Annotated in this window: 12 protein-coding genes; 2 read left to right on the top strand and 10 right to left on the bottom strand. The window is 72.2% G+C overall.

The window, feature by feature from the left end; genetic code table 11:
- Positions 1-121: 121 nt before the first annotated feature.
- The 8 genes from E1267_RS39420 to E1267_RS39455 all read right to left on the bottom strand — a co-directional run bounded on the left by E1267_RS39420 (position 122) and on the right by E1267_RS39455 (position 5,834).
- A complete protein-coding gene (locus tag E1267_RS39420; RefSeq protein WP_132340707.1) occupies positions 122-598 on the bottom strand; it encodes an Lrp/AsnC family transcriptional regulator in 477 nt (158 codons plus the stop codon).
- Positions 599-621: 23 nt separating this feature from the next.
- Positions 622-1,215: a GTP-binding protein gene (locus E1267_RS39425; protein WP_132340709.1), complete on the bottom strand. Its 594-nt coding sequence runs from the start codon at positions 1,213-1,215 to the stop codon at positions 622-624.
- Positions 1,216-1,473: 258 nt separating this feature from the next.
- Positions 1,474-1,677: a hypothetical protein gene (locus E1267_RS39430; RefSeq protein ID WP_132340711.1), complete on the bottom strand. Its 204-nt coding sequence runs from the start codon at positions 1,675-1,677 to the stop codon at positions 1,474-1,476.
- Positions 1,674-2,297: a hypothetical protein gene (locus E1267_RS39435; RefSeq protein ID WP_132340713.1), complete on the bottom strand. Its 624-nt coding sequence runs from the start codon at positions 2,295-2,297 to the stop codon at positions 1,674-1,676. Before E1267_RS39435 ends, E1267_RS39430 begins: the two co-directional genes overlap by 4 nt.
- A 16-nt stretch (positions 2,298-2,313) precedes the next feature.
- Positions 2,314-3,072 carry a protein phosphatase 2C domain-containing protein gene (locus tag E1267_RS39440; RefSeq protein ID WP_132340715.1) on the bottom strand — a complete coding sequence of 253 codons (759 nt, stop codon included), beginning with the start codon at positions 3,070-3,072 and terminating at the stop codon, positions 2,314-2,316.
- 27 nt (positions 3,073-3,099) lie between these two features.
- Positions 3,100-3,738, bottom strand: coding sequence for a hypothetical protein (locus tag E1267_RS39445; RefSeq protein WP_132340717.1), 639 nt, complete (start codon positions 3,736-3,738; stop codon positions 3,100-3,102).
- Positions 3,735-4,568 (bottom strand): hypothetical protein, encoded by an 834-nt coding sequence (locus tag E1267_RS39450; protein WP_132340719.1) that lies wholly within the window; start codon positions 4,566-4,568, stop codon positions 3,735-3,737. The genes E1267_RS39445 and E1267_RS39450 overlap by 4 nt, the downstream gene beginning before the upstream one ends.
- A 156-nt stretch (positions 4,569-4,724) precedes the next feature.
- The gene (locus E1267_RS39455) at positions 4,725-5,834 is read right to left on the bottom strand and encodes a M24 family metallopeptidase (RefSeq protein ID WP_165960055.1); all 1,110 of its coding nucleotides are present in this window, start codon (positions 5,832-5,834) and stop codon (positions 4,725-4,727) included.
- A 146-nt stretch (positions 5,835-5,980) separates the two neighbouring features.
- Between E1267_RS39455 and E1267_RS39460 the strand changes: the two genes are divergently transcribed.
- Both E1267_RS39460 and E1267_RS39465 read left to right on the top strand, forming a co-directional pair.
- Positions 5,981-7,273, top strand: coding sequence for a PP2C family protein-serine/threonine phosphatase (locus E1267_RS39460; protein ID WP_132340721.1), 1,293 nt, complete (start codon positions 5,981-5,983; stop codon positions 7,271-7,273).
- A gap of 31 nt (positions 7,274-7,304) precedes the next feature.
- The gene (locus E1267_RS39465; RefSeq protein WP_132340729.1) at positions 7,305-8,198 is read left to right on the top strand and encodes a 5'-3' exonuclease; all 894 of its coding nucleotides are present in this window, start codon (positions 7,305-7,307) and stop codon (positions 8,196-8,198) included.
- On the opposite strand, the gene menD is transcribed toward E1267_RS39465, so the two are convergent.
- Entirely contained in the window at positions 8,195-9,856 is a 1,662-nt protein-coding gene (gene menD / locus E1267_RS39470; protein ID WP_181957903.1) for a 2-succinyl-5-enolpyruvyl-6-hydroxy-3-cyclohexene-1-carboxylic-acid synthase, read from the bottom strand. The genes E1267_RS39465 and menD overlap by 4 nt on opposite strands.
- The gene (locus E1267_RS39475) at positions 9,853-10,746 is read right to left on the bottom strand and encodes an o-succinylbenzoate synthase (RefSeq protein ID WP_246064571.1); all 894 of its coding nucleotides are present in this window, start codon (positions 10,744-10,746) and stop codon (positions 9,853-9,855) included. The genes menD and E1267_RS39475 overlap by 4 nt, the downstream gene beginning before the upstream one ends.
- Between the last annotated feature and the right edge of the window lie 210 nt (positions 10,747-10,956).

Consider the following 10,956-nt stretch of genomic DNA (forward strand, 5'->3'; position numbering starts at 1 on the left):
GGGCGGTGCCGGGGCGCGGGGTGAGGGGCCTGCGGTCGTCCATGGTCAGCAGCCTGGCACCGGCGCGCCCTCCGGCAGGCGGGGCGGGAGGCGACCGTACGCACTTCGTAAGAACGTACGGTCAGCCGCTGCGCTCGTGGCCCGGGGCGGCCTCGCCGGCCAGTTCGGGGGCGCGGTGCTCGTAGGGGGTGCTCAGCACGACCGTGGTGCGGGTCGAGACGTTGGCCGAGGCGCGGATCTGCTGCAGCAGGTCCTCGAGCGCCACCGGCGAGGACACGCGCACCTTCAGGATGTAACTCTCGTCGCCCGCCACGCTGTGGCACGCCTCGATGGCCGTCAGGTGGGCCAGCCGGTCAGGAGCGTCGTCGGGGGCCGCGGGGTCGATCGGCTTGATCGACACGAATGCTGTCATCGGCAGGCCGACGGCGTCGTGGTCGATGATCGCGGCGTATCCGCGGACGACTCCCCGCTTCTCCAGCCTGCGTACGCGCTGGTGCACGGCCGAGACCGAGAGCCCGGTCTCCCTGGCCAGATCGGTGAAGCTCATGCGGCCGTCGCGGGCCAGCAGCGTGACGATCCGGCGGTCGATTTCCTCCACCGGTCAAAGGTAGCCGGTCATGGTCACGACATGGTCCCGACCGGGGTGACTCCCCTGCGGATCGCGTGCTCCATCAGCGTGATGAGCACCTCCCTGCCGGAGTCGCGCCTGCGGGCGTCGCACAGCACGATGGGGATGTCCGGCTCCAGGCCGATCGCCGAGCGCACCTCGCCGACGGTGAAGGGCCTGCTGCCGTCGAAGCAGTTGAGCGCCACGATGAACGGCTGGTCGCGCTTCTCGAAATAGTCGACGGAGGGGAAGCAGTCGTCGAGGCGGCGGGTGTCGGCCAGCACCACGGCGCCGAGCGCGCCCACGGCCAGTTCGTCCCACACGAACCAGAACCGTTCCTGGCCGGGGGTCCCGAACAGGTAGAGCATGTAGTCGTTGCGGATCGTGATGCGGCCGAAGTCCATCGCCACGGTGGTGGTGAGCTTGCGTTCGACGCCCGCGAGGTCGTCGATGTGCGCGCCGATGTGGGTGAGCGCCTCTTCCGTGCGAAGGGGCCGGGTCTCGGACACGGCTCCGACCATGGTGGTCTTCCCCGCGCCGAAGCCCCCGGCGATCAGTATCTTGATCGCCGTGGGAAGCCGCCAACGGTCAGTGTGACCGAATTCCATCCAGCACCGCCTGTACGTCTCCCGCGCATGCACGACCCCGCCCGTGAGGTGCCGTGGTCAGTGGTACCTGTCAAGGCGCGTTGAGGAGGTCGATCCACATGCCTGGCATCGAGACACCCTAGCAACGCCACATTTTCCTCTCAAGCCGCAAGCTTTTACAAGAAACAAAATGTCACGGTTTGTTGCCCATAACACCCTTATTCGCCGATACCGCTCGCCTGGCGTCAAGCTTGCCTGTCAAGGAATCCGACAAGTCTTTTACGCCGTACGGTCGAAGTCCGAAATTCCGTTGATACCGGCGGTGAAGCCGATCTGTCGTCGCAGGTAGGCCGCGGTGCGGGGGCTGCGCTCGCGTACCGGTTCGATGAGGTCGGCCGCCTCACGCGCCAGCCCGGCCATCGCCTCGCCCACCTCGGCGCCGCTGACGCCGAGCGACAACACCTTCAGGTCGCCCCAGTTCACGTCCTTGCGGTAGGAGGCGACGTCCCCAAGCAGGTGCAGGTAACGCTGGACCAGCGTGCTGACGTCCCGCAGCTCCTCCAGGCGCGTCCTGGCCCAGCGGTGGCGGCGTAGATCCAGTGCGACACGTCGACGAAGCAGGAGCCGCGGCTGTCGGCGTTGTCGAGACAGCGCTCCAGCGTCGGCACGACGTCCGTGTCGCGCCACGCCCAGGCCCTGGCCAGGCCCGCCAGCATCCGGGCGAGCTGACCGCGCCAGACCCGGCGCAGCTCGCCGAACTCCCTGACGGTGGCCAGCTCGTCACGCAGGTCGGCGAGGAACCGGGTGGCGGCCGACCGGGGCACGGCGCCGTCGGCGACGGAGAGGCACTCGCGGACCAGGCGATCCACCTGCTCGCGGGTGGTCGCGGTGTGGTTGACCAGCCGGTCGACGGCCATCACCCACAGGGCGGCCCTGTTGACCACCTTCAGGCGGCCGGCGCTGGCCCAGGGCGCCCTGAAGGCCATGGTGAGGGTGAGGGCGTTGTAGCACTCCGCGTCGAAGGCCGCCGCGGGGAACAGCCCGCTATATATCGTGGAGGTGCGATCAAGGTGCCTGCGGCGTGGGCCCGCCGGACGTCCCACGGCGCCAGGGTGCGGGTCATGACGAAGCCGGCCGTGCCCACGCCACGGTGGCGTCGTCGTGCGCCTTGCCCCACACCGGCCCCCTGGCCGACTCCAGCTCCCGCACGGCCGCGATGAGCGCCGCCGGCCCTCGCGCGGCCAGCGCCGCCAGAAACTCCGCCCAGCTCCACCCGTACCAGTCGACCAGCCGCGCCACCCCGTCGGTGAGCACCGCCACCCCGTCGGCCGCCACCGTCCCGCACACGCTCTCCCTGGCGGCCTCGGGGCGAGCGCCCGCCACCCAGAAGCCGCCGGGCGCGTTGCGCATCCGACGCACCAACTCCAGCGAGTACGGCCGCCCGCCCGGCAGCCGCTCCAGCCGGTCGTCGACCACCGTCAGGACCCCGCCGTCCGGCAGGGAGCACACGACCGGCGAATCCCCCAGCACGAGGTAGTCGACCCGCCCGCCGTCCGTGCGCACCATCGCCACCGTCGAGGACGGCGAGTCGGGGTTGCCCAGGTCACAGGCGCCGCCGTGGGCCTCCGCCACCTCCTCGACGGCCGACTCCAGGACATCGGCCAAGGGGTCGTCGTCGCGACCGGTGGACAGCCGCGCCGCCAGCGCTCCCCCGAGCCGTGCCACCAGCCAGGAGACGTCGTGGGCACACCCGCTGTCCACCCCGGCCGCCGCGGTGGCCCCGTCGAGCACGACGATCCACGCCGGCCCGGCGATCACCAGGTCCTCGTTCCCCCGCCCGGAGCCGGCGCTGGTGGCGTAGGCGACCTCAGTGAACATGGCAGTGACTGTGCCACAACCGCCGGGTCAGCGGGCGGAGGGCACGCGCCGGCGCTCCTCGCCGAGGGCGGGACCGTCCACCGGCCGAGCCCGGATCTCGCTGAGCCTGGCCTGGCTGTCCCGGATGCCGGTGATCAGCACGTACGCGACCAGCAGAAGCCCGAGGCAGAGGGCGTCGGCCGCCCACCAGGGGATCTCGGCGAGCAGCAGGTAGCCGTCGCGGTCGCTCAGTTCCCTGATCACGACCGTGACCACGGCGATCACCACGGTCACCAGTAACCAGGTGCGCAGGCGGGGCAGGCTCCCCTTGCTCCACAACCGGATGCGCCAGTTCATGAACACGGCCAGCACGCCGAGCAGCGCGCAGAACCCGATGAGCCACCAGGGCAGGGCGAAGGCGGTCTGGTCGGCGATCTGCTGCCGCGTGGCCCGCAGCTCAGCCTCGGCCTTGCGCTGGGCCGCCACGGCCGCGTCGAGCTGACGTTCGAGCTGGGCCACGCTCTTCTGCTGCCGCTGCGGCTGTGTGGCGTCCTCGGTCGGCAACATGCGCGCCACGACGGTCAGCATGATCGCGATGAACGACAGCGCCAGCACGATGGCCATGAACAGGTCGATGAAGCGCAGGTCGAGCGGCGGCGCGAACGAGGTCGAGGGCCGCTTCCTCACGGTTCTCTCACCAGGGTGTACTTCTGCGGGCGGGTCTCGGCCGCGCTCAGCCGCTCGACGGCGGTGCGCAGCGCGTCGAGGCCCTTGACCAGCTCTTCGGTCCTGCCCCTCGTCTGGGCCATCTCCTGCCGGGACTGCGCCAGCTCCTGGGTGAGGCCCTGCATGGCGGGAGCGGCCTGCTTGGCGGGCAGGCGCGCGATGTAGATGAGGAACACGTCGTCGGCCGCCACCACGCTGGCCCGCTCGGCCCGCTCCACCAGGGCCATCGCGCCGAAGGCGACCACGCTCAGGAACAGCGCGATGAGGGTGACGCCGAAAGCCGAGGCGAGCTCGGGCAGCACGTGCTGCTTGAGCGCGTCGATCAGCACGCTGGGGTCGCCCTGGTCGTCGAGGGCGTCGGAGAACGAGGTGACCATGCCCGCCATGGTGAGAGCGGTGCCGATGAAGCCGAAGACGGGCAGCGCCCAGATGAGCGCGTGGTCGAGGTGGTGCTTGTTGGCCATCTCGCTGTCGTCGAGCGCGGAGCGGGCGCTCAACACCGCCTCGCAGTCGTTGCCCGCCTCGGCCGCCTCCCGGAACAACCGCAGCCGGCGCCCCACCAGGGTGTCGTCACCCGGCTTCACCGCCTGCACGTTCGCCACCGCACGCGCCGTGGCGGCGCTCTCCCTCCGGATGTCGGGCACGGCCCTGACGATCCGCAGAACGGCGGTCAGGAACACCGCGATGATGAGCGTGACCACGAGCGCCGCGCCCGCCGGCGCCGTGGTCGCGCCCACAAGCGTCAGCAGCGCGCCCACCGCCCCCGACACCAGTAACAGCATCGAGACCATCAGGCTCACCGCAGGCGCGAACGCCGAATGACACCAGCCGTACCTTGACACCCTTCAACTCCACTCCGGCACACAACAAGTCAGGGAATACCTAAGCACACGTAAAGGAGTCGTCGTGTCACGAATGGCGACCGATTTGGAGGAATCTGACAGGCACTAGACGATCACCAGGTCGCGGGGGGTGGCGTTGAGGCGTTCCCCGCCGTCCTCGGTGCAGACCACGATGTCCTCGATCCTGGCGCCGTGCCTGCCCTGCAGGTAGATGCCCGGCTCGACCGAGAACGCGAACCCGGGCTCCATCGCCTCGCCGTTGCCGGCCACGATGTACGGCTCCTCGTGCGTCTCGATGCCGATGCCGTGGCCGGTGCGGTGGATGAAGGCGTCGCCGTAGCCGGCCCCGGCGATCAGGTCACGGGCCGCGGCGTCGATCGACTCGCAGGCCACCCCCGGCCGCACCGCCGCGCACGCCGCGTCCTGGGCCCGGCGCAGCACCTCGTAGTAGGCGGCGAACTCCGCGGGCGGCTCCCCCACGCTGTAGGTGCGGGTGGAGTCGGAGCAGTAGCCGTTGTGCAGCTGGCCGCCGATGTCGACCACGACCGGCTCACCGGCCTCGATCACCCGGTCGGAGACGTCGTGGTGCGGACTGGCGGCATTGGGCCCGGAGGCGACGATGACGAAGTCGACCGTCGCGTGGCCGGAGGCCAGGATCGCCTCGGCGATGTCGCGACCCACCTCGCGCTCGGTGCGCCCGGCCCGCAGGAACTCCGGCACCCGCCGGTGGACGGAGTCGATGGCTCGGCCCGCCTCGCGCAGCGCCGCCACCTCCGCCGGCGACTTGCGCATGCGCAACTCCCGCAGCACGCTGCCGGCCAGCACCTGCTCGGCGTCCGGCAGCACCTCACGGAACCGCAGCGACGACATGGCCCACATGCGGTCGGCCAGCCCCACCCTGGCCACCCGGCCCAGGCGCGCGGCCACGACCGCGTAGGGGTCGTCGGTCTCGTCCCACGCCGCGAACTCCAGCCCCAGCCGCGCGGCCGGCGACGCCTGCGCGGCCGGCACCTCCAGCCTGGGCACCATCATGAACGGCTCGCCCGAGGCGGGCACCACCAGGCACGTCAGCCGCTCCAGCGGCTTGGCGTCGTAGCCGCTGACGTAGCGCAGGTCGGGACCGGGAGTGAGGAGCAGGGCGTCGAGGCCGCCCTTGGCGGTGGCCTCCTGGACGGCGGCAAGACGGGACACGGGATACAGATCTGAGGACGTCACAGGCCCAAATGTACTCCTGACGACGCCTTCTAAAATCCGCGAAAAGCTCTCACAACACGGGAAGACATCGCTACACTCCGTTCGATGTCGATCACGTATTGTGATGCCAATTGTCCAGTTCCGCTGCGCTTCGAGGGTGAGACCGCATGGCCGACGTCATAGGCGCCGCCGAGCTGCCCGCGCGCGAGAGCGACGCCGAGCTGCTCGCCGTACGACTGGCGCACGCCCAGCGGCTGGGCAACATGGGCTGGGCGGAGTGGCACCTGCACACCGGCGAGACCATCTGGTCCGACCAGGTCTACGTGATCTTCGGGCGCGACCCCGCGCTGGGCCCGATCCCGCTGCCCGAGCTGGCCGGCCTCGTCGAACCGGCCGACATGGGGGCGCTCGACCGGCTGCTGTGGTCCGTCGTACGCGGGGTCGAGCCGGTGCAGGCGGAGTTCCGCATCCGCCGCGCGGCGGGCACCGGCGAGCTGCGTGACCTGCGCGTCGTGCTCGAACCGCTGTCCGCGCCCGGTGGGCCGGTCGGTGGGCCGCCCAGTGGACCGGTCGGTGGACCGGTCGGTGGACCGGTCGGTGGGCCGGTCGGCGGGCCGGTCGGCATGCACGGCGTCATCCAGGACATCACCGGCCGCCGCCGCGCCGAGCGTATGGTCTCGGAGTCGCGCCGGCAACTGCTGGAGGCCCGCGAGCAGGCCGCCGAGGAACGCAACGTCATGCTCGCGCTGCGCGAGGCCATCCTGCCGGGGCCCGCGGGGCGCCTCGACCTGCCGCACGCCAGGATCGCCGTGCGCTACGTGCCCGCGGAGAAGACCGCCAACCTGGGCGGCGACTGGTTCGAGACGGCTCCCGCGCCCGACGGCCGCCTGCTGCTGGCCATCGGCGACGTCTCCGGCCACGGCCTGCCCGCCATCGCGCGCATGGCCCAGCTCCGCCACGCCCTCGTCGGCCTGGCCATGACCGGCCGGCCCGCCCACCGGCTGCTGGCCTGGCTCAACGAGCTGGTCATGCACCAGCTGAAGGACACCACCGCCACGGCGATCATCGGCCACCTCGACCCCGAGACGCGCGTGCTGGCCTGGAGCCAGGCGGGCAACCTGGCCCCCGTCCTGGTCCGCGACGGCGTGGCCACCCGGCTCACCCAGCCGCGCGGCGTGCTGCTCGGCGCCGACTGGCCGGGCCCGTACGAGCTGGCGACCACCCGGCTGCTGCCCGGCGACCTGCTGCTGATGTTCACCGACGGGCTGGTCGAGCGGCGCACCCGCGACATCGACGTGGGCCTCGACCTGGTCATGGCCGCCGCCCGCGACGTGTCGGCCCGCGACCTGGAGCCGGGCCTCGACCGCCTGCTGGCCCGCATCGGGGGCCCCAACCCGGAGGACGACGCGTGCCTGCTCGCGGTCGGCGTCCCCGCGCGCGAGGAGGAGCTGCCCGGGTGAGCGGCGGGAGTGCGACGATAGACGCGTGCTCATGCTTCTGGACACCCCATCGCTCTACTTCCGCGCCTTCTACGGCGTCCCCGTGTCGATCGAGGGGCCCGACGGCAAGCCTGTCAACGCCGTACGCGGCCTGATCGACATGATCGCCACCCTCGTGCGCGGCCACTCCCCCACCGCGCTCGCGGCCACCATGGACGCCGACTGGCGGCCCGCCTTCCGGGTGGCGGCCATCCCGACGTACAAAGCGCACCGGGTCGCCCACGGAGACGCCGAGGAGGTCCCCGAGGCGCTCGTGCCGCAGATCGCGATCATCCAGGACGTGCTCGACGCGCTCGGCATCGCCCGCCTGGAGTCGCCGGGCTACGAAGCCGACGACGTGATCGGCACGCTCACCCACCAGGCCGCCGGCGCCGTCGACATCGTGACCGGCGACCGCGACCTGTTCCAGCTCGTCGACGACGCCCGTCCCGTACGCGTCCTCTACACCGCCCGCGGCATCCGCAATCTGCAGATTGTCGACGAGGCGTTCGTCACCGCCAAATACGGCATCCCGGGGCGGGCCTACGCCGACTTCGCGACCCTGCGCGGCGACCCCAGCGACGGTCTGCCCGGCGTCGCGGGCGTCGGCGAGAAGACCGCGGCGGCGCTCATCACCCGCTTCGGCTCGTTGGACGCCATGCTCGAAGCGCTCGACGCGGGCGTCACCGACGGTTTCCCGGCCGGCAGCCGCACCCGCCTGGCCGTGGCCCGCGACTATCTGCGCGCCGCCCCCGCCGTCGTCGAGGTGGCCTCCGACGCGCCACTGCCCGCCGCCGACCTCACCCTGCCGGCCAAGCCGCGCGACCCCGACGCGCTCGTCCGCCTGGCCGACCGCCACGGCCTCGACACGCCGCTCAACCGGCTGCTCGACGCCCTGGGCGGTTAGTCCTCCAGCAGGGCGCGGACGGCCGCCTGCGCGGCGTCGCGCAGCCGGGCGTGCACGAGCACGTTCTCCTGGCGGTCGGTGCGCACCTCGACCACGCGCGGCCCCTCGCCGCGCAGCGCCTTGGGCAGCTCGGTGATCTCCTCCACCAGCGTGTACGGCGTCCCCGTCGCGGCCGCCGCATAGCCGAGGTCCACCCCGTGCGGCGTGCCGAAGACCCGTTCGAACGGGTCGCGGACCGCCGCCTGGGGCAGCAGCGAGAAGATGCCGCCGCCGTCGTTGTTGACGACCACGAAACACAGGTCGGGCCTGGGCTCGCGGGGCCCGAGGATCAGCCCGTTCTGGTCGTGCAGGAACGACAGGTCGCCCATCAGCGCGTACGCCGGGCCGTTGTGCGTCAGCGCCGCCCCCATGGCCGTCGAGACCAGCCCGTCGATGCCGGAGGCGCCCCTGTTGGCCATCAGCCGGATGCCGCGCCGCGGCCGCATCGCCTGGTCCAGGTCGCGGATCGGCATCGAGGAGCCGCAGAACAGCAGGGCCCCGTTGGGCAGCGCGTCGACCAGGTCCCTGGCCAGACGCGGCTCGCTCGTGCCCGACACGTCGAGCACCTCGTCCAACGCCGTCCTGGCCGCCTGGTCGGCCTGACGCCAGGAGTGCAGCCACGTGTCGTCGCCGGAGGCCACCGGGATCTCCACGGCCTGCGCCACCTGCGTGGCCGACCTGGTGGGGTCGGGCCAGCGGTCGAGGTCGGGCGCCACCACGATGTGCTCCCCCGCGCGCTGCAACCACGACAACAGCGGCCGCGACAGCCCGGGGCGGCCCAGCGTGACCACCACGTCGGGCAGGTGCGTGTCGGCGAACTCGGGCGTGCCCAGCAGGTGGTGGTAGGTGGAGACGGCGTGGTCGCCGTAGCGGCCGCCGCCGTTCGGCTCCGACAACACCGGCCAGCCCGCCATGCCGGCCGCGGCGACGTAACGGCGCACGTTGGCGGCGCCGTCGCCGACCACGAGCACCCCGCGCCTGGTCGGCGGGAGGTGCAGGGCGACCGGCGGGGGCGCGACCCTGGCCCGCACCCAGGGGCCGTTGGCGGCACCGTCGAGCGGCTCGCACCACGTGGTGTCGCCATCGGGGATCAGCGGCTCCCTGAAGGCCAGGTTGAGGTGCACGGGCCCCGGCGCGGCCGGGCCCGACGCCCGCTGGTAGGCGCGGCAGGCCAGCGACCGCCAGTAGGCCACCTGCCCAGGCCGGTCCTCCGGCACGCCGACCTCGGCGAACCAGCGGGTCGCGCCGCCGTACAACTTGAGCTGGTCGATCGTCTGGTTGGCGCCGGTGCCGCGCAGCTCGGGCGGGCGGTCGGCGGTGAGCACCAGCAGCGGCACGCCCGCCTCACTCGCCTCGATCACGGCCGGGTGGAAGTTGGCCACGGCCGTGCCGGACGAGCAGATCAGCGCCACCGGGCGCTCGGAGCGTTTGGCCAGCCCCAGCGCCAGGTAGGACGCGGACCGTTCGTCGATGCGCACGTGCAGGCGCACCCGCGACTCGGCGTACAGGGCCAGCGCCAGGGGCGCGGAGCGGGAGCCGGGGGCCAGCACGACATCGGTCAGGCCGCAGCGCACCATCTCGTCGACCAGCACCGTGGCCAGCGCGGTAGCGGGGTTCAACGTGACGCCTCCTGCATCCGGCTCAGCCACTGGGGAGATTCGATTTCATATGACGACAAATGCTGATAATTCACTGTCGGGCGCCGCACGGCCAGCCACCCGTCCACCGGCACCAGCGAGTCGTCCACGACGTCGCCCGACAGCAGCGACATCGTCCCCAGCCCGCACGCGTACGGCAGCGACGGCAGCGCCGCGGCCAGCGCCAGCCCCGCGGCCAGCCCCACCGACGTCTCGACCGCGCTGGAGACCACCGCGGGCAGCCCGCACGCCTCCACCACCCGCAACGCCGCGCGCACCCCGCCCAGCGGCTGCACCTTGACCACCGCGATGTCGGCCGCCTCGGCCGCCTTGACCCGCAGCGGGTCCTCGGCCCGGCGGATCGACTCGTCGGCCGCGATCGGCACGTCGCACGCGCGCCGCACCGCCGCCAGCTCCTCGAGGGTGGCGCACGGCTGCTCGGCGTACTCCAGGTCGAACCGGCCGAGGCGGTTGAGCCGGCGCACGGCCTCATCGACCTCCCACGCGCCGTTGACGTCGATCCGCAGCCGGCCCGACGGCCCGAGCGCGTCGCGCACGGCCTCGACCCTCGCCACGTCGTCGTCGAACGTCTGGCCCCGCTCGGCCACCTTGACCTTCGCCGTGCCGCAGCCCGAGCGGCGCACCATGTCGTGGGCCCGCACGGGATCGACGGCCGGCACCGTCGTGTTCACGGGAACGCTGTCGCGCACCGGCTCCGGCCAGCCCTCGAAGGCCGCCTCACGGGCGCAGGCCAGCCAGCGGGCGCACTCGCGCGGACCGTATTCGGGGAACGGGGAGAACTCGCCCCATCCGGCCGGACCGTGCAGCAGCACCCCCTCCCTGAGGGTCTGCCCGCGAAAACGCGTGCGCATCGGGATGCGGAAGACATGGGCACTGACCTCGGGCGCCGCGGGAGAACGCGTCACGACCCTCCCTGCACATCTGTCCGACCTGTCGCCACTAACCTTACGAGCATGTGGAGGAACCCGTCGCATCCGGACCGTCCGCTTCTTGCCATTGTGCAGCCTCCAGGACCCGCCCTGTTCGCGGCGATCCGCGACGCGCTCGAGGGCGACGGCCCC

Source organism: Nonomuraea longispora, from assembly GCF_004348345.1.
Taxonomy (GTDB): Bacteria; Actinomycetota; Actinomycetes; order Streptosporangiales; family Streptosporangiaceae; genus Nonomuraea; species Nonomuraea longispora.